The organism is Saccharothrix carnea, assembly GCF_003014735.1.
In the GTDB taxonomy this organism is placed as follows: Bacteria; Actinomycetota; Actinomycetes; order Mycobacteriales; family Pseudonocardiaceae; genus Actinosynnema; species Actinosynnema carneum.
In genome coordinates, this window is record NZ_PYAX01000003.1 from 628,776 (window position 1) to 653,155 (window position 24,380).

A 24,380-nucleotide genomic window follows, 5' to 3' on the forward strand; every position below is an offset into this window, starting at 1 on the left:
GTCGGCTTCATGGTGACGGCTCCGGCGCGTTCGTAACTTGTGATCATGGACTTCGTCTCGTGGGTCACCGACCTGATGGAAACGCTCGGCGCACCCGGCGCCGGGATCGCGATCGCGCTGGAGAACCTGTTCCCGCCCCTGCCCAGCGAGTTGTTCCTGCCGCTGGCCGGCTTCACCGCGAGCCAGGGCAAGATGAACCTGTTCGCCGCGATCCTGTGGACCACCACGGGGTCGGTCGCCGGCGCGCTCGCGCTCTACTACCTCGGCGCGCTGCTCGGCCGTGACCGGATCAGGGCCATCGCGCGACGCCTGCCGCTGGTCGACGTGTCCGATGTGGACCGGACGGAGGAGTGGTTCGCCCGGCACGGCAAGGCGACGGTGTTCTTCGGCCGGATGGTGCCGATCTTCCGCAGCCTCATCTCCATCCCGGCGGGCGTGGAGCGGATGCCCTTGCCCGGCTTCCTGCTGCTCACCGCGGCGGGCAGCCTGATCTGGAACTCCGCGCTCATCCTCGCCGGGTACGTGCTCGGCGAGAACTACCACCTGGTCGATCAGTACATGGGTATCGTGTCGAAGGTCGTGATCGGCCTGGTGGTGCTGGCCGTGGGCTGGTTCGTGGTGTCACGCCTGACCCGGAAGAAGGATCAGGCCCGCAAGTAGCGCAGGATCGCCAGCACCCGCCGGCTGTACCCGTCCACGTCGGACAGGCCGAGCTTGTCGAAGATCGAGTTGATGTGCTTCTCCACCGCGCTGCGCGACACGTGCAGGCGGGACGCGATCGCGTTGTTCGTGTGCCCCTCGGCCATGTGCGCCAACACCTGGCGCTCCCGCTCGGTCAGCACGTCCAGCGGGTGGCTCGTGCGGGCCAGCAGGCGCCGCACCACCTCCGGGTCGAACGCCACGTCACCCGCGCCGACCCGGCGCAGCGCGTCCAGGAACTCCTCCACCTGAACCACGCGGTCCTTGAGCAGGTAGCCCACGCCGTCGGCGTGCTCGGTGAGCAGGTCGACGGCGTAGCGCTGCTCGACGTACTGCGACAGCACCAGCACGCCGACGCCCGGGAACCGCCGGCGGATCTCCAGCGCGGCCTTGAGGCCCTCGTCGGAGTTCGTCGGCGGCATCCGCACGTCGGTCACCACGACGTCCGGCAGGTGCGCGGCCACCGCGCTGAGCAGCGCTTCCGCGTCGCCCACGGCGGCGAGCACGTCGTGGCCCTCCTCGACCAACAGCCGCACCAGGCCCTCGCGCAGCAGCGTCGAGTCCTCGGCCAGGATCACCCGCACGGCACCTCCGCGGTGATCACCGTGGGACCGCCCGCCGGGCTGGTCACCTCGAACGCGCCGTCCAGCGCGAGCACCCGCCGCGACAGCCCGGCCAGCCCGCCACCCGCCGGGTCCGCGCCACCGACACCGTCGTCCGCGACCCGCACGCGCACCGCACCCGCCTCCTCCGCGACGTCCACGTCGATCATGGTCGCACCCGAGTGCTTGGCCGCGTTGGTCACCGCCTCGCACACCACGAAGTACACCGCCGTCTCGACCTGCGGCGCGGCGTCCAGCGGTGCGCACCGGATCCGCACCGGGATCGCGGACCGGTCCGCCACCGCCTCCAGCGCCTCCGCCAGGCCCAGCGAGTCCAGCGCCGCCGGGTAGACCCGCCAGGCGACCTCGCGCAGGTCTTCGAGCACGTGCCTGGACTCCTCGTGCGCCTGGGCGAGCAGGTCGTGGGCGTGGTCGGGGTTGCGGCGGGCGCGGCCGAGCAGCATGCCCAGCGCGACCAGCCGCTGCTGCACGCCGTCGTGCAGGTCGCGTTCGATGCGCCGCCGTTCGGCGTCCACCGCGGCCACGATGCCCGCCCGGCTCGCGGCCAGCTCGTCGATGCGCAGGCGCAGCAGCTCGGCCTCGCTCGGGCCGAGCCAGCGCCGGGCCACCTTCCCCTCCAGCGCGACCACGCCGACGATGCCCTGCACCTCGATGTAGAACAGGACCAGGCCGATCAGCCCGGTCCAGAGGAAGGCGCTCCAGTCGTCGGACGGGTCGAGGCCGCCGCGCGGGCCGCCGGCGAACAGCCGGTAGACGACGATCACGCCCATCGCCAGCCCGTAGAACAGCCAGGCCAGCACGAAACCGCCGAACAGGCCGACCGGCGCGCGCACGGCCAGGTACCGCACGGCCTGCGCCCGCGTCGGCTCCGCGCTGTCGATCCCGAGGAACGCCCGCAGCCGCCGCCGTTCCAGCCCGGCCACCGCGACGGCCGCGTTCCGGGCGAACACCACGACGACCAAGTCGACCAGCGCCGATCCGAAGCCGAGCACCAGCCCGGCGACGATGCGCAACCCCCTGTGCACCTGGGCGAGGCTACTCGACCCGAATGTGCTATTGGCGATCGCACATCCCGGTGCAGAGGATCTGTAGCGTGGCGACAATAGCGGTCATCGGTGCAGGTCAGGCGGGTCTGGTGTTATCAGCGGCGCTCTTGCGCGCCGGATGGCGGGTCACCCTCTACTCCGACCGGACGGCCGAGGACCACCTCGGTGACCGCGGTCGACCGACCGCCTGCCTGTTCGGCGACCAGGTCGAGTACGAGGCTGAGCTGGGCTTGGACTTCTGGCCCGAGGCGTCCCGGATGCGCCGCATCCACCTCGACCTGTTCACGGACGACCGGTCGCTCGCGTTCTCCGTCGACGCACCGCTGCGCAAGCCCGCGCTGGCCGTCGACCAGCGGTTGAAGTTCTCCGCCGGGCTGCGGGAGGTCGAGAGACGCGGCGCGGTGGTGAAGATCGGCGCGGTCGACGTGGACGACCTGGACCGGCTGGCCGCGTCGCACGACCTGGTCGTCGTCACGGCCGGGCACAAGTCGCTGACCGGCCTGTTCGAGCGCGACCCGGCGCGGTCGGTGCACTCGGAGCCGCAGCGCAGCCTGTTCATGGTGAACATCCAGGGGTACGACATGGCCGCGCGGCCCGAGCACCGGGAGGGCGTGTTCTCGTTCCTGCCGGGCACGCTGGAGGTGTTCTGGATCCCGTTCTTCGACAAGGACGTCGGCGAGTCGCGCAGCGTCGTGGTCGAGGTGACGCCGGGCGGCCGTGCCGACCGCTTCCGGGACGTGACCTCGGCCGACGAGGGCCTGGACGTGCTCAAGGAGATCGTGGACGAGGTGTTCCCGCACGAGTCGGCGTTCCTGCGGCCCGCCCGCCCGACCAGCCCGGTGACCTGGATCAAGGGCCAGATCGTGCCGGTGGTGCGCAAGCCGGTGGCCGTGCTGCCGTCCGGGCGGCACGTGCTCGGCCTCGGCGACGCCGTCGTGCTCAACGACCCGCTGGCCGGGCAGGGCGCGAACAACGCCACCCGGATGGCCCGGTTCTTCGCCGAGGAGCTGGCCGCGCACGGCGGGCCGTTCACCGCGTCGTGGCTGACCGGGCGGTTCGACGAGTGGTGGGAGCGCGGCTGCTACACCAGCGACTTCTCCAACGGGCTGCTGGCGCCGCTGACCGACGAGCAGAAGACCGTGATGCTGGCCGCGTCACGCCGCGAGGACATCGGCGAGCAGCTGTGGGAGGGGTTCAACGACCCGTCGTCGCTGTTTCCGTGGTTCTTCGACGCGGCGGCCACCCGCGAGTTCCTGGCCAGGCGCAACGTCGGCCGGCTGGACGTGCTGCGGTACAAGCTGGGCGTGGGCGCGAACCTGCTGGCGCAGAAGGCGTCCCGGCTGTTCAGGCGGCCACCCGTCGGAGGGACGGCAACGCCTTGATCTCCCGTGCCGCCGCACGGCCCGCCCTGGTGGCGCCGACCGTGCTGGCCGAGGGGCCGTAGCCCACGAGGTGCACGCGCGGGTCGGCGACGACCCTCGTCCCCTCCACCCGGACGCCGCCGCCCGGTTCGCGCAGGTGCAGCGGTGCCAGGTGGTCGAGGGCGGCGCGGAACCCCGTCGCCCAGACGATGGCGTCGGCCCGCTGGTGCGCGCCGTCCGGCCAGACCACGCCGTCCTCGGTGATCCGCTCGAACATCGGCCGCCGGGCCAGCACACCGGTCCGGAGGGCGTCGCGGACGGCCGGGGTGAGGTTCAGGCCGGTCACGCTGACCACGCTGCGGGGCGGCAGGCCCCGGCGGACGCGGTCGTCCACCTTCGCCACCACGGCACGGCCGAGCTCCGGCGTGAACGGTTCGTCGAAGAACTCCGGCTCGCGGCGCGTCACCCAGGTGGTGCCCGCGGCGTGCCGGTCGATCTCCAGCAGCTGCTGCACGGCCGACGTGCCGCCGCCGACCACGACCACGTGCTGCCCGGTGAACTCCTCAGGCCCCCGGTACTGCGAGGAGTGCAGCTGCCTGCCCCGGAACAGCTCCTGGCCCGGGTAGCGCGGCCAGAACGGGCGGTTCCACGTGCCGGTGGCGTTGACCACGGCGTTGGCCTCCCAGACGCCGTGGTCGGTCTCGACGCGCAACAGGCCGTCTTGGTCGCGGACGGCGTGCACGCGCACCGGTCGCCGCACGTCCAGGCCGTTGCGGCGCTCGAACTCGGCGAAGTAGGCGGGCAGCACCTCGTTGGCGGGCGCGGCCGGGTCCGGTTCGGCGAACGGCATACCGGGCAGGTCGTGGACGCCGTGCACGGTCGCCATCCGCAGGGTGGGCCAGCGGTGCCGCCACGCGCCGCCCGGACCCGCGTCCGCGTCCAGCACGACGTGGTCGAGGTCGGCGCGCTTGAGGAAGTACGCCGCCGACAACCCCGCCTGACCTGCACCGATGACCACGACGTCCATGTCGTGGTCAACGCCGGCGCCCGGCCGGTCGCTTCCCGGTGTCGGGACCGTCACACCAGGAAGGCATTCGGGGTGTTCGGCGTTGGTCGAAGACATGAGTCGACTTCGTGACGTGCCGCTGTCCGCCCTCGACCTCGCCACGGTCACCACGGCGACGGACGCGCGCACGGCGCTGAAGCACACGCGTGAGCTGGCACAACACGTCGAACGGCTCGGCTTCACCCGGTTCTGGTTGGCCGAGCACCACAACATGCCCGGCATCGCCAGCTCCTCCCCCGCGATCCTCATCGGACACGTCGCCGACGCCACCACGACGCTGCGGGTCGGCTCCGGCGGCGTGATGCTGCCCAACCACCCGCCGCTGGTCGTGGCCGAGCAGTTCGGCACGCTGTCCGCCCTGCACCCCGGCCGCATCGACCTCGGCATCGGCCGCGCGCCCGGCACCGACCAGCGCACCGCGCAGGCGTTGCGCCGCACGACCGGCCCGCTCTCGGTGGACGACTTCCCGCAGCAGCTCAGCGAGCTGACCGGCTACTTCGACGGCACCGAGGAGCTCAACGCGATGCCCGCCGAGGGCAACAAGCCGGACGTGTTCCTGCTCGGGTCGAGCGGGTACAGCGCCCAGGTCGCGGGCGTGCTCGGGCTGCCGTTCGCGTTCGCCCACCACTTCAGCGCGGAGAACACGCTGCCCGCGCTGGCCCTGTACCGGCAGCGGTTCCGCCCCTCCGAACGGCTGGCGAAGCCGTACGCGCTGGTCTGCGCGTCGGTGATCGTGGCGGACACCGACGAGCAGGCGCGCTGGATCGCCGGTCCCGGCGCGCTGGCGTTCGTCAAGCTGCGCAGCGGGCGGCCCGGGCCGCTGGCCACCTCGCAGGAGGCCGCCGACTACCCCTACTCCGATGTCGAACGGCTGATCTTCGAAGACCGGATCGCGTCGCAGGTCATCGGCTCGCCGCGGACCGTGGCGGCGGAGTTGGAGCGGTTGCTGGAGGACACGCGGGCCGACGAGCTGATGGTCACAACGATGGTCGCCGAGCAGTCGGACCGGCTCCGGTCTTACGAACTGCTGGCCGAACTCGCGGGACGTTCGCCCATCCAGGGTTCGTCCGAAAGGGTGAAGACTGAAGTAGAGGTGTAGCGATTCGGCCACGGGCCGCGATGATCGTAGTGGAGCGCGCACGCCCCCCGACGCGCTCCCCAACTTCCGGGCGTTCCGCTCGCCCGATGCTCGGCCGCCGCCGACCCGCGTGGGTGCCGCCGCCAGGTGTGGCGCCGCCCACGCGGGCAGCCGTGTGTCATCACGGCTTGGCCACAGGCAGGCACCAGGTACGAATCAAGGCCCTGGTTCGGCCACCGGGCACCGCTCGACACCGTCATGGTGGTGGCAGTCGCAGTCAAGCCCACCGCCGGGGCGGGAAGGGGAGGTTCGTGAAGTTCGCCAGACTGGCCGTCGGCGTGTGCCTCGGCCTGGCAATGGCGGGATGTGCGGACCCCTCCGACATTTCCACGCCCTCCGGGCCGTCCGCGGTCGCCGAGCAACGCGGCGACCTGCTGTCGTCCTCGGAGTTCACCGCCTTCGGCACGCAGCGCGTGTGGAGCAACGGCATGGCGATCACCGTGTCGCCGCCCACGTCGCTGAGACCGAGCGACACGTCGTTCCCGCAGTCGCCGCGCACCGCCGTGTTCACGCTGACCCTGGTCAACGGGACCAAGACCGCCTACCGCACCAGCCAGCTGTCCGTGCGCGCGACGGTCGACGGCTCGCCGGTGGCCGAGGTGCGCGACTCCGTGCAGGGGCTCAACGGCCTCGGTGCCGCGGTCAACGAGGTGGCGCCCGGTGCGGAGACCGTGCTGACGATGGCGTTCGCCGTGCCCGCCGACCCCGTGCGGCTGCAGCTCGTGGTCGAGCCGAACGGCGCCAACCAGGAGCCGAGCGCGACGTTCGAGGGCGTCGCCTGACCTTGTAGCGTCTGGGGCCATGACCGAGCAGAAGCGCCTGTCACCGGGCGACCAGGCCCCGGCGTTCACGCTGCCCGACAGCGAGGGCAAGCCCGTCTCGCTTTCCGACTACCTAGGCCGCTCCGTGGTCGTCTACTTCTACCCGGCCGCGGGCACGCCGGGGTGCACCAAGCAGGCGTGCGACTTCCGCGACAGCATCGGCGACCTCGCGTCGTCCGGCTACGAGGTCGTCGGCATCTCGCCGGACAAGCCCGAGAAGCTGGTGAAGTTCGCCGCCGCAGAGGGCCTGAACTTCCCGCTGCTGTCCGACGTCGACCGCAAGGTGCTGGCCGAGTGGGGCGCGTTCGGGGAGAAGCAGAACTACGGCCGGACCGTCCTGGGCGTGATCCGCTCGACGTTCCTGGTCGACCCCGAGGGCAAGGTCAAGAAGGCCATGTACAACGTCCGGGCGACCGGCCACGTGGCCAAGCTGCTGCGCGAACTGCCCGCCTGATCGTTCCCCGGTGCCCGCCGTGCTCGTCGCGCGGCGGGCACCAGGGCTTACTGAGCCAGTTCGCGCAGGTGGGGCAGGAGCAAGCGCAGGGCGCGGCCGCGGTGGGAGATCTCGTCCTTCTGGTCCGGGGTCAGTTCGGCGGAGGTCACGTCGTGGCCTTCCGGGCGGAAGATCGGGTCGTAGCCGAAGCCGTTCTCGCCGCGCGGCTCGCGGGTGATGGTGCCGCGCCACTCGCCGCGCACGACGGTTTCCGCGTCGGGGCCCGCCACGAACGCGGCCGTGCAGACGAAGGCGGCTCCGCGCCTCTCGTCCGGGACGTCGCGGAGTTGGCCGAGCACCAGGTCCAGGTTGGCCTGGTCGTCGCCGTGCCGGCCGGACCAGCGGGCGGACAGCACGCCCGGCATTCCGTTCAGGGCGTCGATGGCGATGCCGGAGTCGTCGGCGACCGAAGGCAGGCCGGTGGCGTTGAACGCGTCACGGGCCTTCGCCAGGGCGTTGCCCTCGAACGTCGGATCGGTCTCCGGAGCCTCCGGGAACTCCGGCACGTCGTCCAGGCCGACGACCTCGATCCCCGCCAGCCCCTCGGCCAGCAGGATGCGGCGCAGTTCGCCGAGCTTCTTCTTGTTGCGGGACGCGAGGAGGAGCTTCACTTCTTCTTCGCCTTCGGCTCGGGCAGGACGCCGGGGTAGGGCAGGGCCAGTGCCTCGGCCTGGATTCGGTTGAGGTCGGCGCAGCCCGCCAGGGCCAGGTCGAGCATCTTGTCCAACGTCGACCGCGCGAACGTCGCACCCTCGCCGGTGCCCTGCACCTCGATCAACGTGCCGGCGTCGGTGGCGACGACGTTCATGTCGACCTCGGCGCGCGAGTCCTCCTCGTACGGCAGGTCGAGGCGCACCCGACCGTCCACGACACCGACCGACACGGCCGACACGGCGCACGAGAGCGGCTGGGGGTCGGCCAGGCGACCGGCGGCACCCAGGTAGGTGACGGCGTCGGCCAGGGCGACGTACGCGCCGGTGATGGCTGCGGTGCGGGTGCCGCCGTCCGCCTGGATGACGTCGCAGTCGATCACGATCGTGTTCTCGCCGAGGGCGGCCAGGTCGATGCACGCCCGCAGCGATCGCCCGATCAGGCGGCTGATCTCGTGCGTGCGTCCCCCGATCCGGCCTTTCACCGACTCACGGTCGCTGCGCGTGTGCGTCGCTGACGGCAGCATCGCGTATTCGGCGGTCACCCAGCCGAGACCCGAGCCGGACCGCCACCGCGGCACGCCCTCGGTCACGCTGGCCGCGCACAACACCCGCGTGTTGCCGAACTCGATCAGCACCGACCCGGCGGGCCACTGCTGGAAGCCGCGGGTGATCCGGATGTCGCGCAGTACGTCGTCGTTCCTGCCATCGGTCCTCAGCACGGCACTACCCTATGTCGCTGAACCCGGGAGCAACCCACCGGCGTAGGGAGAGACATGGCACTCGCGAACGACCTGGTGACGATCTTCGGTCTCCCCGCGCACCCGCTGCTGGTCCACGCGGTGGTGGTGCTGCTCCCGTTGGCCGCGGCGGGCGCCGCCGCGTTGGCCGTCGTGCCGCGGTGGCGTCAGCGGTACGCGTGGCCGCTGCTCGGCGTGACGCTGCTCGGGGTGGGCTCGGTGCCGTTGGCGCAGGCGGCGGGCGATCAGCTGTACGCGACGATGGCCGCGCTGGGCAACCCGCTGATCCAGCGGCACGCCGACCTGGGCAACGACCTGCTGCCGTTCGCGCTGGGCTTCGGCGTGGTCGTGGTGGCGCTGCTCGTCTCCGGCCGGCTGGCCGACCGCGAACGCGCCGCCGCCGTCGACGACTCGGCCGTGCCGAAGACGTGGCGCCGGATCGCCGTCGTGGTCGCCGTCCTGGTGATCGCCGCGGGTACCGCCGCCACGGTCCAGACCGTTCGCATCGGCCACAGCGGCTCCACCGCCGTGTGGGACGGCTTCGGCACCTCCTGACCCCACCGCGAGAGTCCGACGTTCAGCGCGCGAGAGTCCGACGTTCACGGACCCTGAATTCAACGCTCAGCGTTGAACTCACCGCTCCTGGACGTACGACTCTCGAGGCGTGAGCGTTGGACTCTCGCGGTCGGGGAGGGACAGGGGGGTGGGAGGGGCGGCCTTCAAGGTGCGGGTGACGGTGCACAGCTGGTCGATCGCGCGCATGACGGCGGTCTCCAGGGCGGCGCGCTGGGCGTCGTCGAGCTGGGAGATGTCGTAGTCGAGGGTGACCGGGACGCTGGTCAGCGCGTGGCCGTCCGGTGAGCGCACGTCGTCCGCACGCGCCACCACGTCACCGTCCACGCGCCGGGTGATCAGGGTCTCCGCCGTCACCACCGCGCAGCCCGCCGCCGCCGCGAGCAGCAGCTCGACCGGCGTGAACGCGCCCTCGGCCCCCTTGCGGCCGACGCGGACCGACGCGCCCCGGCCGTTCGTCGCCACGAAGTCGTGCTGACCCACCCGACGCACCTCGACGTTCGCCACGTCATCGACGTTAGTCGATCCGATCCTCCGTGGCTGCCGCGATCTTGCGGACGTAGTCGATGTCACCGCAGTCGTCGTCCAACCGGCTCTGCCGGATCTCCACGAACAGCTGCCCCAGCTCGGCGCGACGCTCCTCGGGCACCTCCTGCCGCGCGTCGTTGAGGATGGTCCGCTCCTCCTCGTCCACGTGGTGGTTGAGCGCCTGGACCAGCTCCTCCAGCTTGCTCTCCCACTCGTCGGACTGCGTGTCCGAGACCTCCATCAACGCCAACAGCGCCTGGTGGCCTTCGGCGTGCTCCTCCGCGCCGTGGTCGACCTCGGCGTTGTCGACCTCCTTGTACCGCTTGAGCGCCGGGTACACCTTGGACTCCTCGGCCTCGGCGTGCGCGACGAGCAGCGCCGCCAGCTCGCTCAACGCCGTGGACCGGTCGGAGTTCCGGTCGCGCAACGTGCGGAACAGCTCCTCGAACCTTCGGTGGTCGGCCAGGATCAGCTCGACGACATCAGTTGCCATGGCCGCCGATTACCCGGACCTCCGTCTCGTCAACCGCGTACGTGTCACCCTGGTTCACCACGTCCACCGGCCCGTTGAACCGGCTGCGCGCCTCCGCCAGCACGGCGTCGCGATCGGTCCACGGCGCGATGTGGGTGAGCAGCAGCCGCCCGACACCGGCCTCCGCCGCCACCTGCCCCGCCTGCACGCCGGACAGGTGCTTGCCGGCCGGCCGGTCGTCGGAGTGCGTCCACGTCGCCTCGGACAGCAGCACGTCCACGTCCCGGGCCAAGCCGCGTAACGCCTCGCACGGCCCCGTGTCGCCGGTGTAGGCCAAGGTCGCGGTCTTGGTGGCGATGCGGAACCCGTACGACTCGGTGGGGTGGTCGACCCGGACCGAGGTGATCTCGAACGGCCCGATGCGCGTCACCGCCTCGTCGGCGAGGGTGTGGAACTCGAACACGTCGCTCAGGTCGGTGGTGACCAGTTCGTCGGCCGTCTCCGCGTACGCGCGGGCGAACCGGTCGGCGGTCTCGGCGGGCCCGTGCACGGGCAGCCGGTGTTTCCGGGTGTCGTGCGGCGGGTGGGTGTGGTAGCGGCGGATGACGGCGAGCGTGGTGAAGTCGGCGCAGTGGTCCGGGTGCAGGTGGGAGAACAGCAGGGCGTCCAACGAGAACGCGTCGTGACGCGATTGCAGCGCGGCCAGGACTCCGCTGCCCAGTTCGATCGCGAGTCGGCAGCCATCCGCCTCGACGAGGTAGCCGGATGCGGGCCCGTGCGGTCCCGGCAGGCTGCCCGAGCAGCCGAGGATGGTCAACAGCACCCGTGGAGCGTGCCAGGTCGGCCGTGGGCTTGGAAGGACGCTCTTTCCAACCCGGGCAGGAATTCACGCGAATCCGGCGAACGGCTCCACCGGACCAGGCCGGAGTCGAAGATCGTGACGGGCGGATCGGCGGTGACGCTCACGCGTCGAGCGTGGTCCGCGCGCTCTTCCTGGCATCCCGGGCGACGCCCCACGCCGCCAGGACGCCACCGAGTGCGCCGAACAGGTGACCTTCCCAGGAGATGCCGGGCTGGCCGGGCAGCACGCCCCACAGCGCCGCGCCGTAGACCGCGAAGACGACCACGGCCAGCAGGATCTGCAGCGCGCTGCGCGCGAAGATGCCCCGCACCAGTAGGAACACCAGGAACCCGAACACCAGGCCGGACGCGCCGATGTGGCTGCCGTAGGAGCCGAAGATCCACACGCCGAGCCCGCTGGTCAGCCAGATGACCGCGGTGACCTGGAAAAACTGCTTGATGCCCGCGGACGTGGCCAGGTAGGACAGCACGAGCAGCGGCACCGCGTTGCCGGTCAGGTGGGTCCAGTCGCCGTGCAGCAGCGGGAACCACAGGATGTTGTCCCACTGGCTGAAGTCACGCGGGATCACGCCGTCGTTGTCGAGCCTGCCGCCGAGCACGGTGTCGATCGCCTCGACCACGTAGAGCAGGCCGACGAAGGCCAGCACGACCACGGCCGACAGCACGGGCCTGGGCGGCACGACGCGCTTGGCCAACGGCTTGGGCTGCCTGGCCGGTTTCGGCGCGGCGACCACCGGCTCGGGCGTCGGCGGGGTGAAGGGGCCGGTGGGGTCCACGTCACCAGGTTACGCGCGGATCGGCCGCATCAGCGGCGAGTTCCGCGGGTTCCGGGGTGCCCGGTGGCGGGTTGCGGTGCCCGGTGGCGGCTTTGCGGGCGCCCGGTGCCCGGTGGCGGGATTGCGGGCGCCCGGTGCCCGGTGGCGGGTTGCGGCGTCTTCGGGTTGGTGGCGGGGCCGTGACCGTAGGCTGTGCCGGTGTCGATCGAAGTGGCGGTGCGGGCCGAAGCGGAACTGGGTGAGGCCCCCACGTGGGACCACGCCAGCGGAACGCTGCTCTGGGTGGACGTCCTCGGCAACGAGGTGCACCGCTACAACCCGACCCGGGACGACGACGCCGTCCTCGAAGTGCCGCAGCACGTCGGCGCGGCCAAGCCCCGCTCGCGCGGCGGGCTGGTGCTGAACCTGCGCGACGGCGTGGCCCTTGTCGACCGGGACGGGGTCAAGACGTGGCTCGTCTACTGGGCGCGTGACGGCGTGCGGGGCAACGACGCCGCGGTCGACCCGGCGGGACGGCTGTGGGCGGGCACGATGCGCTACGACGAGGACCCGGGCGGCTGGCTGGCGCGCGTGGAGCCCAACGGTGACGCGAAGGTCGTGTTGGACGAGGTGAGCGTCAGCAACGGCATCGGCTGGAGCCCCGACGCCACGCTCATGTACTACGTCGACTCGGCGGAACGGCGGATCGACGTGCTCGACTACGACCGCGAGACGGGTCAGGCGACGAACCGCCGTCCGCTGGTCGAGGTGCCGCGCGGACTGCCGGACGGCCTCACCGTGGACGCGTCCGGCGCGATCTGGGTCGCGCTGTGGGGCGGGGCGGCGCTGCACCGCTACACGCCGGACGGCGTGCTGGACCGGGAGGTGGAGCTGCCGGTGGGCCAGCCCACGGCGTGCTGCTTCGGCGGCCCGGACTTCACCGACCTGTACGTGACCACCGCCCGGGTCGGGTTGAGCGACGACGCGTTGAGCGAGTTGGCCGGTTCGCTCCTGGTGCTCCCGGGCGTGGGTGAAGGCCTGCCGTCCGCCGCGTTCGCGGGCTGACCGGGCTAGATCGTGTAGGTGGCGCCCGGGGTGGCGAGGGTGACCGGGCCCGGGAACGCCTCGGTCGCGTCACGCAGGACGCCGTCGCGGTCCGACCACGGCAGCACGTGGGTCAGGACCAGCCGGCCGACGCCCGCGGACGTGGCCACCTCGCCCGCTTCCCGGCCGCTCATGTGCAGGTAGTTCGCCCGACCCGCCTGCTCCCGCCACGCCGAGTCGGCCAGCAGGAGGTCGGCGCCCGCGGCCAGGCGCACCAGCTCGGGGCACGGCACCGTGTCGCCGGAGAACACCAGCGACACTCCCCCGTACGAGATGCGGAACCCGTAGGCCTCGCAGATGTGCCGCATGGCGGCCACTTCGACCTCCACCGGGCCAACGGCGTACCGACCGGACGCGAGCGGCACGAAGTCGAACGTCTCGGTCAGGTCCGTGCGCGCCAGGTCGGCACGGCTCGCCGCGTGCGCGTTGGCCAGGCGGGTCGGCGCGTGCGCCGGCGCGAACACCGGCAACCGGCGTTCGGTGACGTCGTAGGGCGGCTCGGGGTGCTCGCGCCGGTAGACGGTGAGCGAGCTGAAGTCCGCGCAGTGGTCCAGGTGCAGGTGCGACAGCAGCACGGCGTCGAGGTCGAACGGGTCGCAGAGCCGCGTGAGCGGGCCGAACACACCGCTGCCCAGCTCCAGCACGATCCGCACGCCGCCCGCCTCCACCAGGTACCCGGAGGTGGGCAGATCAGGCCCCGGCGCGCTGCCCGAACACCCGAGCACCGTCAATTGCATGGGTCGAACGATAGCAGCCGAGCGGATCGCAAAAATGCGGGAACACCGTCCGTGCGCACCATTGAATTAGGCCGCGACACCGGTTCACTCGAATGCATCAACCGAGGTCGGAAGCCTGTCGGTGGCTGCGGGTTGCCGAAGCCGGAGCGGTAACGCGGCAATTACCGCCGATACCGCGCAACGAACCACCGGCCCATAGCCGCAGCTCATCGCCCCATTTGAGACTCGCAACATTCACGAAACCCATTGTCGGCGACCGCTCCGCGACAGATAGTGACGACGACTCTCGCCGTGATCCTCAAGGAGGAGGGAATGGTCTTGAGACAAGAACCCGCGCCCCGGCCGCACCGACGACCCCGGACGGGTGGTGGCCCCGTGAAGGTCCTCGGCGCGATGGTGACCTCCCTGGCCGCCGCGGCGGCCTTCGTGCTGGCGTTCGTGGTCACACCCCAGGCCTCGGCCGCCACGCTCACCGAGGTCACGAACTTCGGCACCAACCCCAGCAACCTGCGCATGCACCTGTACGTGCCGGACCGCACCCAGCCCAATCCCGGCGTGCTGCTGGCGATCCACTACTGCACCGGTACCGGCCCGAACTACTACTCCGGCACGGAGTTCGCCCGGCTGGCCGACCAGTACGGGTTCATCGTGATCTACCCGTCGGCGACCCGCAGCGGCCAGTGCTTCGACGTGTCGAGCCCGCAGGCGCTGCGGCGTGACGGCGGCAGCGACCCGGTCGGCCTGGTCTCGATGGTCCGGTACGTGCTCCAGCGCTACAACGGCGACTACAGCAAGGTGTTCGTCACGGGCACCTCGTCGGGCGCGATGACCACCAACGTCATGCTGGCCAACTACCCGGACGTGTTCGCCGCGGGTGCGGCCTTCGCGGGCGTGCCCGCGAGCTGCTTCGCCACCACGGACGGCTCGTCGTGGAACAGCGCGTGCGCCAACGGCCAGGTGAACAAGACCCCGCAGGAGTGGGGCAACCTGGTGCGCGGCGCCTACCCCGGCTACAACGGGGCACGGCCACGGGTGCAGTTGTGGCACGGCACGAACGACGACACGCTGCGCTACCCGAACTTCACCGAAGAGATCGAGCAGTGGACCAACGTCCACGGCCTGTCCACGACGCCGACCTCGACCGACTACCCGCAGTCGAGCTGGACGCGCACGCGTTACGGCGACAAGGTCGAGGCGATCTCCATCCAGGGCGGTTCGCACAACGTCCTGGTCTCCGGCATGGCGTTGCGCGCCATCCAGTTCTTCGGACTGGACCGGACCGGCCCGACGACCACCGACCTGACCAACTCGACCACCACGACCGTGCCCGACCCGACCGGCGCGTGCCGGGTGGCCTACGCGGTCAGCTCGTGGAACACCGGCCTGACCGCGAGCATCTCCGTCACCAACACCGGCACCAGCCCGGTGAACGGGTGGCAGCTCGCGTTCACCCTGCCCTCCGGGCAGACCATCACCAGCGGGTGGAGCGCGACTTACTCACCCACCAGCGGCGCGGTGACGGCGCGCAACGTCTCCTACAACGGGACGCTCAACCCCGGCGCCTCGACCGGTATCGGGTTCCAGGCCAGTCACACCGGCAACACCGGTAAGCCGACCTCGTTCACGCTCAACGGGGCCGCCTGCACGGTCGCCTGACATGTGAAAAGGGGGTCCCGCACCAGGTGCGGGACCCCCTTCGCGTGCCTCGTGCTCAGGCCCAGAGGTGGCCGTCGAGCCGTTCCGCGGCCTCGTCCAACGTGCCCGCGTACGCGCCGGTGGACAGGTACTTCCACCCGGCGTCCGCGACCACGAACGCCACGTCCGCCGACTCGCCGCGCGCCGCCGCCTTCTCCGCCGCGGCCAGCGCCGCGTGCAGGATCGCTCCGGTGGAGATGCCCGCGAAGATGCCCTCCACCTCCAGCAGCTGCCGGGTGCGGCGCAGGGCGTCGTACGAGCCGACCGAGTAGCGGCCGGTCAGCACCTCGGCGTCGTACAGCTCGGGCACGAAGCCCTCGTCGAGGTTGCGCAGGCCGTAGACCAGCTCGCCGTACCGCGGTTCGGCCGCGATGATCTGCACGTCCGGCTTGTGCTCGCGCAGGTACCGGCCGACGCCGACGAGCGTGCCCGTGGTGCCCAGGCCCGCGACGAAGTGCGTGATCGTCGGCAGGTCCTTGAGGATCTCCGGCCCGGTGCCGTGGTAGTGCGCGCCGGGGTTCGCCGGGTTGCCGTACTGGTAGAGCATCACCCAGTCCGGGTTCTGCGCCGACAGTTCCTTCGCCAGCGCGACGGCCTGGTTCGAACCGCCCGCCGCGGGCGAGAAGACGATCCGCGCGCCGTACGCCTGCAGCAGCTGCTTGCGCTCGGCGGAGGTGTTCTCCGGCATCACGCACACCAGGCCGTAGCCCTTGAGCTTGGCGGCCATGGCCAGCGCGATACCGGTGTTGCCCGACGTCGGTTCGAGGATCGTGCAGCCCGGCGTGAGCACACCGGACCGCTCGGCCTCCTCGATCATCATCAGGACCGGGCGGTCCTTGATCGAGCCGGTCGGGTTGCGGTCCTCCAGCTTCGCCCACAGCCGCACGTCCTTCGACGGCGACAGCCGGGGCAGCCCCACCAGGGGCGTGCCGCCGACCGCGTCGAGCAGTGACTCGTACCGGGCCACGATGAGTCCTCCGGGGGGTGGCTCAGCCGCCCGCGACGGCCGGGAGGATCGTCACGGTGTCGCCGTCCTTGACCGCGGCCTCCAGGCCGCCCGCGAACCGCACGTCCTCGTCGTTGACGTAGACGTTGACGAACCGGTGGAGCGCGCCTTCCTTGACCAGGCGCTGCTTCAGGCCACCGTGGTTGGTCTCCAGGTCGTCGATGACCTCCGCGAGCGTCGCGCCCGCAGCCTCGACGGACTTCTGCCCACCGGTGTGGGTGCGCAGGATCGTGGGGATGGAGACGGTGACGGCCATGCTGGTACCTCCGAGGAGCCGGGTTTGGTGAAGAGGTGGTGCCACGAGTGGTGCGCGGGCGCACCTGGAGGGGCTCAGGGACAGTCGGGGGTGTCGTCGGCGCCGGTGTGGGCGAACATGTACGACTCCACGACCTCGACCGGCTCTTCGGTCACCACGCCGTCCACGATCCGGTAGGAGCGCAGCTCGTGCTGCTCCGGGTCCCGGGTGGAGATGAGCACGTAGTGCGCCTGGGGTTCGCTCGCGTAGGAGATGTCCGTGCGGGAGGGGTAGGCCTCCGTCGCCGTGTGCGAGTGGTAGACGACGATCGTCTCCTCGTCGTTCGCGCTCATCTCGCGGTGGACGCGCAGCTGCTCCATCGAGTCGAAGCGGTAGAACGTGGGCGAGCGCTCGGCGTTGTCCATCGCGACGAACCGCTCGGGGCGGTCTGAGCCCTCCGGGCCCGCGATGATCCCGCATGCCTCGTCCGGGTGGTCACGACGGGCATGGGCCACCATCGCGTCCACGAGGTCACGGCGAATCACCAGCACCCCTCCATCCTACGTGGTGGGGGAAGGTGTCCCGCCGTGTGAGAACCCGCACTACACCGGTTCGCGGACGCCTTTCGGCGGTCGCGGGTCGGCCGTGCGGACGCCCAGCAGGCCGCCCGCGCCGAGGGCCGTGAGCCCGAGGGCCGAGACGGCCCTGGCCACGACGCCGAACCCGTGACCGCGCAGGCGGAACGACGTGAGGTAGCACACGTTCGCGGCGGCGAGGGCGGCCAGTTGCACGAACGCCGTGCGCCGCTGCCCCTCGTCCAAGGTGCCGTACTCGGCCAGTTCGGTGGCCAGCGCGGCCGGTGCGACGGCCAGCCCGGCGCCGATCATCGTCCGGGCCGCCTTCGCGCTGCCCGGCATCAGGTCCAACGCCGCCGAGGCCGCGTACAGCCCTATGGGCAGCGCCACGACCGCCGGGTGCACCGGCCGGCCGAGCGCGCGTGCGCGCAGCAGATCCGTCACCTCACGCCGCCGCAACGCCGCGGGCACCGCCTCCGCCAACGCCCCGGCCGCCTTGTCCACCGCCGGACTGGTCCGCACCCACCTGAACACCCTCTGCACACCCGACATGTCCCTCGGGTACCCGAAACCCGAGCGTTGAATTCGGGTGTTCTGAACATACGACTCTCGCGCCCTGAACGTTGGACTCTCGCGAGAGTCCTACGTTCGCGGCGCGAGAGTCCAACGTTCGGAACGCGTGAGTTGAACGCTCAGGACGCGTGGACGGCGTGGTGGAGGGCGGTGGTGGCGGTGGTGCAGAGGTCGTTGAGGGGGGTGGTGGTGGGGTTGCCGGTGGCGACGGCGAAGACGGTGGCGGGGACGGTCACGCCGGCTCGGGCGAAGGCGTCGTGGGCCGACATCGCGACCCTTCGGCATTCCGCCGGGTCCAGGTCGGCGTCGACGACCACCAGGCCGACCGCGGTCTCGCCGATGAGGGCGAAAGCGGAGGTGTCGAGGGGGACGGCGGAGGTGCAGACGGCGTAGCCGTCGATGTCGGGCAGGCCGGGAGGTGCGGCGGCGGGCACGATGGGGACCACTTCGTGCGGCTGCCGACCGACGCGGAACCCGTGGCCGCGTTCGGCCAGCCAGCGCACCACGCCGTCCACGGTGGCGGGACCGCCCAGGACCACGGCGTGCACCCGGCGCACCAGCGTCGACGGGTCGAGCAGGTCCAGCTCACGCGTGCCGACCGGGGCACCGCGGACGTCGACCCCGGCCACCGCGCCGGCGGGCGTCAGCAGCACCGCCGCCCCCGGCGCACGCCCGACCAGCATCAGTCCAGGACCGCTTCGACCAGCGTCTCCTGCACCCACGTCAACCAGTGGTAGACGCCCAGGTGCGGCGACCGCGGGTCGTCCGGCGGCAGCTCGTCCGGCATGTCCTCCTGCACGTCCAGCGCCGTGCCCAACGCCAACCGCACGTCGTTCAACGCCGACAGCCACGCCTCGGCCTGCTCCAGCGCCAGCCGCACCTCACCGCCGTCCGGCGGGCACGTCTGCAGCACCACCGCCGCCACCCCGGTCTTCAGGTCGAGCAGCTCGGGCTCGTGCAACGACCGCAGCGCGTTCGCCGAGTCGACCTCGGCCGGATCAGGAGAGTCGGGGTCGAGCCGGTGGAAGTCGGGCAGCAACCGGCCCAGGATCGGGTCGTCCGGCGGCGTGGACGGCCCGGTGCGGATGCCGGTCAGCTCCGCCAGCTCGTCCTGCGGCGCCTCCTCGGCGCGTGCCAGCAGCATGTCCTGGATCTGGCTCACCAGGCCGCGCACCACGGCGGCTTCCTGCCGGTCGAACCGGCCGAGCACCTGGTCGCCGGTGCGTGTCCACTTCTTCACGACGAACGCTGCATGGTCGCCCAGAGCCCGGCCGCGTGCAGCTTGGCCACGTCGGCCTCCACCTTGTCCTTGGTCCCCGACGACACGATCGCCCTGCCCTTGTGGTGCACGTCCAGCATCAGCTTGGTCGCGTGGTCGCGGCTGTAGCCGAACAGCTTCTGGAACACGTACGTCACGTAGGACATCAGGTTCACCGGGTCGTTCCAGACCAAGGTCTGCCACGGGCGGTCCTCGGTGCGGACCTCCTCGCCGGCCGGGTCAACCTGCGTCCGCTCATGCTCGACGGGCGTGGTCATACCGCCAATGGTGTCATGTTCCGCTGCGCGGTGGAGCCCGCAGGGCCACCTGTTCGCAACGCTTAGGCTTCGCGGCATGTCGACGTCGCTGTTCACCGACCACTACGAGTTGACGATGCTGGCCGCGGCACTGCGCGACGGCACCGCCGACCGGCCGTGCGTCTTCGAGGTCTTCGCCCGGCGGCTGCCGGAGGGCAGGCGGTACGGGGTGGTCGCGGGCACCGGGAGGCTGCTGGACGCGATCACCGACTTCACGTTCACCGAGCGTGACCTCGAACTGCTGGAACGCACGGAGGTGGTCGACCGGGCCACGCTCTCGTGGCTGACCGACTACCGGTTCACCGGGGACGTGGACGGCTACCCGGAGGGCGAGCTGTACTTCCCGGGTTCGCCGATCCTGTCCGTGCGGGCGCCGTTCGGCGTGGGCGTGGTGCTGGAGACCCTGGCGCTGTCGATCCTCAACCACGACAGCGCCATCGCCTCCGCGGCGGCACGCATGGTCGGTGCGGCCAACGGTCGGCGGATGATCGAGATGGGGTCGCGGCGCACGCACGAGGAAGCCGCGGTGGCGGCGGCGCGGGCCGCTTACCTGGCCGGGTTCACCGCGACGTCGAACCTGGAAGCGGCACGGCGGCACGGCATCCCGACCGCGGGCACGTGCGCGCACGCGTTCACGCTGCTGCACGACACCGAGGAGTCGGCGTTCCGGTCGCAGGTCGAGACGTTGGGCGTGGACACGACGCTGCTGGTGGACACCTACGACATCACCAACGGCATCAAGACCGCCGTCGAGGTCGCGGGGCCGGAGCTGGGCGCGGTGCGGATCGACTCGGGTGACCTGGGCGTGCTGGCGCGGCAGGCGCGGGACCAGCTGGACTCGTTGGGCGCGCGGAACACCCGGATCGTGGTGTCGGGCGACCTGGACGAGTACTCGATCGCGATGCTGCGGGCCGAGCCGGTGGACGCGTACGGCGTGGGCACGTCCCTGGTCACGGGGTCCGGCGCGCCGACCGCGGGCATGGTCTACAAGCTGGTCGAGGTGGACGGGCGACCGGTGGCCAAGCGCAGCTCGCACAAGGAGTCGCGTGGTGGGCGCAAGAGCGCGCTGCGGCGGCACAAGGAGACCGGGACGGCGCTGGAGGAGGTCGTGTTCCCGCACGACGCGCAGCCGGAGACGGGCGAGCACGACCGGCTGCTCGCCGTGCCGATGATCCGCGCTGGACAACGGGTGGACGGCCTGGACACCCTGGTGGAGAGCCGGGAGCGGCTGCGCGCTGCCCTGGTGACGGTGCCGTGGGAGGGTCTGAAGCTGTCCCGCGGCGAGCCCGCTATTCCGACGACGTTCCTGTGAGGGCAGTGATGGGCAAGGCGCTGATCGTGGTGGACGTGCAGAACGACTTCTGCGAGGGCGGGTCGTTGGCGGTGGCGGGCGGGGCGGCCGTGGCGGCGGCGATCTCGGCGCACGTCGCTTCGTCGTCGTACGACCACGTGGTGGCGACGCGTGACTACCACGTGGACCCGGGGTCGCACTTCAGCGAGACGCCGGACTTCGTGGACTCGTGGCCGGTGCACTGCGTGGCGGGGACGGCCGGTGCGTCGTTCCACCCGGAGTTGGACGTGACGGCGGTGGAGGCGGTGTTCTCCAAGGGCGCGTACGAGGCGGCTTACTCGGGGTTCGAGGGCGCGTCCGGCGGGGGTGAGCAGTTGGTGGACTGGCTGCGGGCGCGCGGGGTGGAGCAGGTGGACGTGGTGGGGATCGCGACCGACCACTGCGTGCGTGCGACGGCGTTGGACGCGGCGAACGCCGGGTTCGCGACGACCGTGCTGCTGGATCTGACGGCGGGCGTGGCGCGTGCGACGGTGGACGACGCGTTGACGCAGCTCAGCGGCGCCGGCGTGACCCTGTCCGGCACCCCTCACGTCTCCTGACCCCGCGAGTCGAACCCTCAGGCCCCGCGTGTCGAACGCTCAGCGCCCGCGTGTCGAACGCTCAGGCCCGGTGAGTTCTGCGTTCGCGCCGCCCGGTCGCGGTGCTGAGCGTTGAACTCGGGGGTCCTGAGCGTTCGACACGCGGGACGCGAGCGTTCGACTCGCGCGGTCAGGGGGTTGGGGAGCAGGCGGTGGCGCCGAGGACGACGTCGCCGGTGATGGTGGACGCCTCGGTGAAGCGCAGGTGCAGCAGGTTCATCGCGATGCTGCCGTCGTTCGGCTCGGGGAAGATCGTCTCGCCGAACGTCGCGGTCGCCAGCACCGTGCCGTCGCCCGCCTTCACCTCGTGCACGTGGTTCGGCGCGATCTGCTCGGGCAGCCCGTCGAAGCCCTGCAGGCCGTCCGCCGCCCAGCCCGCGTTGGTGCCGGCCTCGGTGCCGGTGCAGGTGACCTTCCAGCGCGCCACCCGCAGCCGCGGCCCGTCCACCGACACCAGCGCCGACAGCTCGAAGTCGGTGCCCGTCGCCTCGGACGTGGACGTGGTGGTGCCGTGGTCCGGGTTGGCGACCGCCGTGGTGCACGACGACGTGCCCTTGCCGAACCGGACGCCCCTGTGGCTGACCGCCTCGGACGAGTTCGACGGCGTGCTGCCGATGGCACACGGCGCCAGCGGCAGGACGGTGACCCTGGTGCCCGCCTTGGTGAAGTCGGCGGAGCCGACGGACGCCACCCCCGCGGGGTTGGCCGCCGACGCCGGTGGCGCGGCGGCGACCAGGCCGAGTACGAGCGCCGCGGTCACGGCGCCGACCCGGCGCGCTCCGATCTGCTTCATCGTGTCGCCCTTCTGCTGTTCACGGACGTGAGGACTATCGGCGACCCGGCGGACACGACCCGATGATCTAGCCCGCACATCACCCGGAAGAGGAAGGATCGATACCCGTTCGAGTGACCAGACGTGGTCAGCACGGGATGCGCACCGGCAGCGGCGCGTCGGCGAAATCACCAGGCAGGCCGACGAGTCGCTCCAACGCGCCCCGCACCCGTGACGCCGCCCGGCCGTCGCCGAACGGGTTGTGCCCGAGCGGCAGCCGCAGCCGCGCGCCGAGCACCCAGCCCGCTTCGGCCACGATCCGGATCGGGTCGGTGCCGACCAGCCACGCGCAGCCCGCGTCCACCGCGGCCACCCGCTCGGTCGTGTCCCGCAGCACGAGCACCGGCACGCCGAACGTGGGCGCCTCCTCCTGCAGGCCACCGGAGTCGGTGAGCACCAGCGCGGACCGGCGCAGCGCGCGCACCAGGTCGGAGTAGTCCAACGGCTCGGTCACCACCATCCGCTCGTGCCCGCCGAGGACGTCCCGTGCCGCCGCACGCACCTCCGGGTTCGGGTGCACGGGCAGCAGGACGCGCACGTCGGGGTGCCGGTCGGCGATCTCACGCACGGCGCGCAGCACGCGGGTCAGCGGTTCGCCCCACGACTCGCGCCGGTGCACCGTCACCAGCACCAACCGCTCGGAACGCTCGTCCAGCACGCGTTCGAGCAGGGCCAGGTCGGGGTCGCGGGCGGGCAGGTCGGCGGCGGCGACCCGCTGCACGGCGTCGACCACGGTGTTGCCGGTGACCACGATCCGGCGGTCGGCCATGCCCTCGCGGATGAGCGCACCCGCCGCGTCGTCGGTCGGTGCGAGGTGCAGGGTGGCGATCCGGGCGATCATCTGCCGGGTGCCCTCCTCGGGGAACGGCCCGGCGAGGTCACCGGTGCGCAGGCCCGCTTCCAGGTGCGCGACCGGGATGCCGAGCCAGAACGCGGCCAGCGCGCCCGCCAGCGCGGTCGTCGTGTCGCCCTGCACGAGGACGACCGCCGGGTCACGCCTGCGCAGCACCCGGTCGAACTCCGCGACCAGCCGGGCCAGCAGTTCGGCCTGGCCGCCGGTGGCCCGCGGCACGTCCAGCCCGACGTCGACGCGCAGGCCGAACGAGCGCAGCGCCTGCTCGACCATGCCGTTGTGCTGTCCACTGTGGACGATCACGGGCCGGAGCACCGGGTGGTCACCGAGCGCCAGCGCCACCGGTGCGATCTTCACCGCTTCGGGCCGGGTGCCGGCGAGCAGCACGACTTCCTTCACCTTGCTCCTTCCACTCGGGATGCGGTGCCCCGGCCGCGCGACTGGGGGTGGGCGCGCGACCGGGGCACACGCGGGTCACTCGCTGCCTGCCGCCCGTCGCCTGCGGACCGCGCGAGTCAGGATCAGGCCGGCCACCAGGAGGACCACACCGGCCACCACCCACCACGCGACTCCGGCGCCGGTGGCCGCCAGCGAGCCGATTCCCGTACCGACCGCGACGCCGCTGCCGGGGACCTTGTACACGGCTCAGACCGCCGCGAGTTCGTGCCGGCGGCGCAGGGCCGCGGCGCCGACAGGGGCGCCGAACAGGGCGAGCAGGCCCAGTCCGATCCACAGTCCCGCGCCGGAGGCCAACGGGATGGGCAGGCCGGCCGGACCGCAGGTGACCGACGAGAGCACCAGGTCACCGGTGCCCAGCGCGCCGCCGAGCAGGGTGACGTGGACGGCGTTGACGGTGAGGCTGCCGTCGTCGTTGCGCACCTGTTCGTTGAACACGACCTTGGCGACGTCCACGCCGAGCAGGTCGACGTCGACCGTCGTGTCGGGCGCCGGTTCGACGCCGATCTCGCCCAGCTCGCCGAGGTCGAGCCCGACCAGCGCGGCCTTGCCCATCAGGCCTTTCTGGGTGGCCGCGCACTCGGCTTCGACCAGGTCGGCGGACACGCCACCGGTGACGGCGTCGAGCAGGTCGAGCCGGACGTCGGCGGTGCTCGCCCGGGAGCTGACGGCGCCGGTCTTGTCGTCGCGCGCGGCGGACGTGTCGAGCACGCCGGTCCGCAGCACGTCGGGCAGGTCGACGGCGGCGAACGTGCCGGTGGCGGGGCCGTCCGCGGTGGAGGCGGCGAACGGGCCCGCCGACACCGCGTCACGGCCGAGCAGCGACAGGTCGAGCGTCGCGCCGTGGGCCGAGGCGTCCCCGGGTGCCGCCGAGGCCGGTGCGGCGCCGACGACCACCGCCGCGACGGCGACCAGTGCGGCCACCGCGGCGCGACGCGTTCGCGGACGCATCAAAGCTCCTTTCTCGGGGTGTGTTTGTTCGAG

The 24,380-nt window shown here is 71.7% G+C and carries 31 protein-coding genes; 10 read left to right on the plus strand and 21 right to left on the minus strand.

From position 1 onward, the window contains the following. Positions 1-45: 45 nt before the first annotated feature. The gene (locus B0I31_RS11235; RefSeq protein WP_106615444.1) at positions 46-660 is read left to right on the plus strand and encodes a DedA family protein; all 615 of its coding nucleotides are present in this window, start codon (positions 46-48) and stop codon (positions 658-660) included. On the opposite strand, the gene B0I31_RS11240 is transcribed toward B0I31_RS11235, so the two are convergent. Then, positions 645-1,283: a response regulator transcription factor gene (locus B0I31_RS11240; protein ID WP_073889186.1), complete on the minus strand. Its 639-nt coding sequence runs from the start codon at positions 1,281-1,283 to the stop codon at positions 645-647. The two genes, B0I31_RS11235 and B0I31_RS11240, sit on opposite strands and share 16 nt — an antisense overlap. Further along, complete coding sequence (locus B0I31_RS11245; protein ID WP_106615236.1) at positions 1,274-2,347, minus strand: sensor histidine kinase; 1,074 nt, start codon at positions 2,345-2,347, stop codon at positions 1,274-1,276. The genes B0I31_RS11240 and B0I31_RS11245 overlap by 10 nt, the downstream gene beginning before the upstream one ends. A 68-nt stretch (positions 2,348-2,415) precedes the next feature. Here B0I31_RS11245 and B0I31_RS11250 point away from each other — a divergent pair, with 68 nt between their 5' ends. Continuing rightward, positions 2,416-3,750, plus strand: coding sequence for a styrene monooxygenase/indole monooxygenase family protein (locus B0I31_RS11250; RefSeq protein WP_146173811.1), 1,335 nt, complete (start codon positions 2,416-2,418; stop codon positions 3,748-3,750). On the opposite strand, the gene B0I31_RS11255 is transcribed toward B0I31_RS11250, so the two are convergent. Further along, positions 3,713-4,756, minus strand: coding sequence for an FAD-dependent oxidoreductase (locus tag B0I31_RS11255; protein ID WP_106615238.1), 1,044 nt, complete (start codon positions 4,754-4,756; stop codon positions 3,713-3,715). The genes B0I31_RS11250 and B0I31_RS11255 overlap by 38 nt on opposite strands. 94 nt (positions 4,757-4,850) lie before the next feature. On the opposite strand from B0I31_RS11255, the gene B0I31_RS11260 reads away from it, so the two are divergent. The 3 genes from B0I31_RS11260 to bcp all read left to right on the plus strand — a co-directional run bounded on the left by B0I31_RS11260 (position 4,851) and on the right by bcp (position 7,208). Then, a complete protein-coding gene (locus B0I31_RS11260; RefSeq protein WP_106615239.1) occupies positions 4,851-5,894 on the plus strand; it encodes an LLM class flavin-dependent oxidoreductase in 1,044 nt (347 codons plus the stop codon). Between the two features lie 290 nt (positions 5,895-6,184). Further along, the gene (locus B0I31_RS11265) at positions 6,185-6,715 is read left to right on the plus strand and encodes a hypothetical protein (RefSeq protein ID WP_106615240.1); all 531 of its coding nucleotides are present in this window, start codon (positions 6,185-6,187) and stop codon (positions 6,713-6,715) included. A gap of 19 nt (positions 6,716-6,734) precedes the next feature. Continuing rightward, on the plus strand, positions 6,735-7,208 hold the full coding sequence (gene bcp, locus B0I31_RS11270; RefSeq protein ID WP_106615241.1) for a thioredoxin-dependent thiol peroxidase: 474 nt from the start codon (positions 6,735-6,737) through the stop codon (positions 7,206-7,208). 47 nt (positions 7,209-7,255) lie between these two features. Here the strand turns inward: bcp and rdgB are convergent, their stop codons facing one another. Beyond that, the gene (gene rdgB, locus B0I31_RS11275) at positions 7,256-7,858 is read right to left on the minus strand and encodes an RdgB/HAM1 family non-canonical purine NTP pyrophosphatase (protein ID WP_106615242.1); all 603 of its coding nucleotides are present in this window, start codon (positions 7,856-7,858) and stop codon (positions 7,256-7,258) included. Then, complete coding sequence (gene rph, locus B0I31_RS11280) at positions 7,855-8,619, minus strand: ribonuclease PH (RefSeq protein ID WP_106615243.1); 765 nt, start codon at positions 8,617-8,619, stop codon at positions 7,855-7,857. The genes rdgB and rph overlap by 4 nt, the downstream gene beginning before the upstream one ends. A 54-nt stretch (positions 8,620-8,673) precedes the next feature. Here rph and B0I31_RS11285 point away from each other — a divergent pair, with 54 nt between their 5' ends. Continuing rightward, positions 8,674-9,192: a DUF2231 domain-containing protein gene (locus B0I31_RS11285; protein ID WP_106615244.1), complete on the plus strand. Its 519-nt coding sequence runs from the start codon at positions 8,674-8,676 to the stop codon at positions 9,190-9,192. 78 nt (positions 9,193-9,270) lie between these two features. Here the strand turns inward: B0I31_RS11285 and B0I31_RS11290 are convergent, their stop codons facing one another. From B0I31_RS11290 to B0I31_RS11305, 4 genes are all read right to left on the minus strand, one after another. After that, on the minus strand, positions 9,271-9,717 hold the full coding sequence (locus B0I31_RS11290) for an OsmC family protein (RefSeq protein ID WP_245949808.1): 447 nt from the start codon (positions 9,715-9,717) through the stop codon (positions 9,271-9,273). Between the two features lie 10 nt (positions 9,718-9,727). After that, positions 9,728-10,231, minus strand: a complete 504-nt coding sequence (locus B0I31_RS11295; protein WP_106615245.1) for a hemerythrin domain-containing protein — start codon at positions 10,229-10,231, stop codon at positions 9,728-9,730. Then, complete coding sequence (locus B0I31_RS11300) at positions 10,221-11,033, minus strand: MBL fold metallo-hydrolase (protein ID WP_106615246.1); 813 nt, start codon at positions 11,031-11,033, stop codon at positions 10,221-10,223. Before B0I31_RS11300 ends, B0I31_RS11295 begins: the two co-directional genes overlap by 11 nt. Before the next feature lie 139 nt (positions 11,034-11,172). Then, positions 11,173-11,805, minus strand: a complete 633-nt coding sequence (locus B0I31_RS11305; protein ID WP_106615447.1) for a rhomboid family intramembrane serine protease — start codon at positions 11,803-11,805, stop codon at positions 11,173-11,175. 240 nt (positions 11,806-12,045) lie between these two features. Here B0I31_RS11305 and B0I31_RS11310 point away from each other — a divergent pair, with 240 nt between their 5' ends. Continuing rightward, positions 12,046-12,891: an SMP-30/gluconolactonase/LRE family protein gene (locus B0I31_RS11310; RefSeq protein ID WP_342751474.1), complete on the plus strand. Its 846-nt coding sequence runs from the start codon at positions 12,046-12,048 to the stop codon at positions 12,889-12,891. Positions 12,892-12,896: 5 nt separating this feature from the next. Here B0I31_RS11310 and B0I31_RS11315 read toward each other — a convergent pair whose 3' ends face one another. Next, positions 12,897-13,667 (minus strand): MBL fold metallo-hydrolase, encoded by a 771-nt coding sequence (locus B0I31_RS11315; protein ID WP_106615248.1) that lies wholly within the window; start codon positions 13,665-13,667, stop codon positions 12,897-12,899. A gap of 375 nt (positions 13,668-14,042) precedes the next feature. Between B0I31_RS11315 and B0I31_RS11320 the strand changes: the two genes are divergently transcribed. Further along, positions 14,043-15,323 (plus strand): extracellular catalytic domain type 1 short-chain-length polyhydroxyalkanoate depolymerase, encoded by a 1,281-nt coding sequence (locus B0I31_RS11320; RefSeq protein ID WP_245949809.1) that lies wholly within the window; start codon positions 14,043-14,045, stop codon positions 15,321-15,323. A gap of 55 nt (positions 15,324-15,378) precedes the next feature. Here the strand turns inward: B0I31_RS11320 and B0I31_RS11325 are convergent, their stop codons facing one another. The 7 genes from B0I31_RS11325 to clpS form a co-directional block, all read right to left on the minus strand. Then, a complete protein-coding gene (locus B0I31_RS11325) occupies positions 15,379-16,329 on the minus strand; it encodes a PLP-dependent cysteine synthase family protein (protein ID WP_106615250.1) in 951 nt (316 codons plus the stop codon). 22 nt (positions 16,330-16,351) lie between these two features. Next, positions 16,352-16,624, minus strand: coding sequence for a MoaD/ThiS family protein (locus B0I31_RS11330; RefSeq protein ID WP_106615251.1), 273 nt, complete (start codon positions 16,622-16,624; stop codon positions 16,352-16,354). 74 nt (positions 16,625-16,698) lie between these two features. Further along, positions 16,699-17,154 carry a M67 family metallopeptidase gene (locus B0I31_RS11335; protein ID WP_106615252.1) on the minus strand — a complete coding sequence of 152 codons (456 nt, stop codon included), beginning with the start codon at positions 17,152-17,154 and terminating at the stop codon, positions 16,699-16,701. A 51-nt stretch (positions 17,155-17,205) separates the two neighbouring features. After that, on the minus strand, positions 17,206-17,700 hold the full coding sequence (locus tag B0I31_RS11340) for a DUF2231 domain-containing protein (RefSeq protein ID WP_146173812.1): 495 nt from the start codon (positions 17,698-17,700) through the stop codon (positions 17,206-17,208). Between the two features lie 170 nt (positions 17,701-17,870). Continuing rightward, positions 17,871-18,434 (minus strand): P1 family peptidase, encoded by a 564-nt coding sequence (locus B0I31_RS42535; RefSeq protein WP_106615254.1) that lies wholly within the window; start codon positions 18,432-18,434, stop codon positions 17,871-17,873. Further along, positions 18,434-18,991, minus strand: a complete 558-nt coding sequence (locus B0I31_RS11350) for a DUF2017 domain-containing protein (RefSeq protein ID WP_181320104.1) — start codon at positions 18,989-18,991, stop codon at positions 18,434-18,436. Before B0I31_RS11350 ends, B0I31_RS42535 begins: the two co-directional genes overlap by 1 nt. Then, positions 18,988-19,287 (minus strand): ATP-dependent Clp protease adapter ClpS, encoded by a 300-nt coding sequence (clpS, locus tag B0I31_RS11355; protein ID WP_053717098.1) that lies wholly within the window; start codon positions 19,285-19,287, stop codon positions 18,988-18,990. The genes B0I31_RS11350 and clpS overlap by 4 nt, the downstream gene beginning before the upstream one ends. Before the next feature lie 76 nt (positions 19,288-19,363). On the opposite strand from clpS, the gene B0I31_RS11360 reads away from it, so the two are divergent. Both B0I31_RS11360 and B0I31_RS11365 read left to right on the plus strand, forming a co-directional pair. Further along, positions 19,364-20,638, plus strand: a complete 1,275-nt coding sequence (locus B0I31_RS11360; protein WP_106615255.1) for a nicotinate phosphoribosyltransferase — start codon at positions 19,364-19,366, stop codon at positions 20,636-20,638. A gap of 8 nt (positions 20,639-20,646) precedes the next feature. Then, positions 20,647-21,216, plus strand: coding sequence for an isochorismatase family protein (locus tag B0I31_RS11365; protein ID WP_106615256.1), 570 nt, complete (start codon positions 20,647-20,649; stop codon positions 21,214-21,216). A gap of 169 nt (positions 21,217-21,385) precedes the next feature. On the opposite strand, the gene B0I31_RS11370 is transcribed toward B0I31_RS11365, so the two are convergent. From B0I31_RS11370 to B0I31_RS11385, 4 genes are all read right to left on the minus strand, one after another. Then, positions 21,386-22,048 (minus strand): hypothetical protein, encoded by a 663-nt coding sequence (locus B0I31_RS11370; protein WP_106615257.1) that lies wholly within the window; start codon positions 22,046-22,048, stop codon positions 21,386-21,388. Between the two features lie 127 nt (positions 22,049-22,175). After that, positions 22,176-23,339, minus strand: a complete 1,164-nt coding sequence (gene wecB / locus B0I31_RS11375) for a non-hydrolyzing UDP-N-acetylglucosamine 2-epimerase (protein ID WP_106615258.1) — start codon at positions 23,337-23,339, stop codon at positions 22,176-22,178. Between the two features lie 75 nt (positions 23,340-23,414). Further along, the gene (locus B0I31_RS11380) at positions 23,415-23,582 is read right to left on the minus strand and encodes a peptidase (protein WP_073889114.1); all 168 of its coding nucleotides are present in this window, start codon (positions 23,580-23,582) and stop codon (positions 23,415-23,417) included. A 3-nt stretch (positions 23,583-23,585) separates the two neighbouring features. After that, a complete protein-coding gene (locus tag B0I31_RS11385) occupies positions 23,586-24,347 on the minus strand; it encodes a choice-of-anchor protein CoaP (protein WP_106615259.1) in 762 nt (253 codons plus the stop codon). Positions 24,348-24,380: the final 33 nt, after the last annotated feature.

Bases quoted from the DNA above. Each gene is read 5' to 3' on its own strand.
- B0I31_RS11235 (WP_106615444.1), top strand. From the start codon at position 46: ATGGACTTCGTCTCGTGGGTCACCGACCTGATGGAAACGCTCGGCGCA.
- B0I31_RS11255 (WP_106615238.1), bottom strand. From the start codon at position 4,756: ATGGACGTCGTGGTCATCGGTGCAGGTCAGGCGGGGTTGTCGGCGGCG.
- B0I31_RS11260 (WP_106615239.1), top strand. From the start codon at position 4,851: ATGAGTCGACTTCGTGACGTGCCGCTGTCCGCCCTCGACCTCGCCACG.
- bcp (WP_106615241.1), top strand. From the start codon at position 6,735: ATGACCGAGCAGAAGCGCCTGTCACCGGGCGACCAGGCCCCGGCGTTC.
- B0I31_RS11285 (WP_106615244.1), top strand. From the start codon at position 8,674: ATGGCACTCGCGAACGACCTGGTGACGATCTTCGGTCTCCCCGCGCAC.
- B0I31_RS11295 (WP_106615245.1), bottom strand. From the start codon at position 10,231: ATGGCAACTGATGTCGTCGAGCTGATCCTGGCCGACCACCGAAGGTTC.
- B0I31_RS11315 (WP_106615248.1), bottom strand. From the start codon at position 13,667: ATGCAATTGACGGTGCTCGGGTGTTCGGGCAGCGCGCCGGGGCCTGAT.
- B0I31_RS11330 (WP_106615251.1), bottom strand. From the start codon at position 16,624: ATGGCCGTCACCGTCTCCATCCCCACGATCCTGCGCACCCACACCGGT.
- B0I31_RS42535 (WP_106615254.1), bottom strand. From the start codon at position 18,434: ATGCTGGTCGGGCGTGCGCCGGGGGCGGCGGTGCTGCTGACGCCCGCC.
- clpS (WP_053717098.1), bottom strand. From the start codon at position 19,287: ATGACCACGCCCGTCGAGCATGAGCGGACGCAGGTTGACCCGGCCGGC.
- B0I31_RS11360 (WP_106615255.1), top strand. From the start codon at position 19,364: ATGTCGACGTCGCTGTTCACCGACCACTACGAGTTGACGATGCTGGCC.
- B0I31_RS11365 (WP_106615256.1), top strand. From the start codon at position 20,647: ATGGGCAAGGCGCTGATCGTGGTGGACGTGCAGAACGACTTCTGCGAG.
- B0I31_RS11370 (WP_106615257.1), bottom strand. From the start codon at position 22,048: ATGAAGCAGATCGGAGCGCGCCGGGTCGGCGCCGTGACCGCGGCGCTC.
- B0I31_RS11385 (WP_106615259.1), bottom strand. From the start codon at position 24,347: ATGCGTCCGCGAACGCGTCGCGCCGCGGTGGCCGCACTGGTCGCCGTC.